At 51.0% G+C, this 241-nt stretch carries 1 protein-coding gene; it reads right to left on the reverse strand.

All coding sequences use genetic code 11. The annotated features are described in order from the left end of the window. A partial coding sequence (locus SB822_RS60310) for a hypothetical protein (RefSeq protein ID WP_410859545.1) occupies nucleotides 1-208 on the reverse strand: 208 nt, incomplete at its 3' end. Between the last annotated feature and the right edge of the window lie 33 nt (nucleotides 209-241).

The following is a 241-nucleotide window of genomic DNA, read 5'->3' on the forward strand; positions in this document are numbered from 1 at the left end:
CGAAGAACTCAATGTCCTTCGTGTCCTGCTTCTGCCAACCATAGCCCACCGAGCATTCCCGCCATTCAAGCCAAAGGCTCAGCTTGGTCAACGGCAGGCGGAACCAGAAGCCGCGATGCTGTAGGCTGAAAATTCCGCTGAGGCTGTCACGCGCATCCATTGCGAGATTATAAGCAGACTGGGAAGCCGAAGATATAAAAGCGTTCATTATATACATATCCTGCATGTGAGTGATGGACAT

The sequence above is a fragment of the Paraburkholderia sp. SIMBA_054 genome, assembly GCF_046534875.1.
GTDB classification, from domain to species: Bacteria; Pseudomonadota; Gammaproteobacteria; order Burkholderiales; family Burkholderiaceae; genus Paraburkholderia; species Paraburkholderia hospita.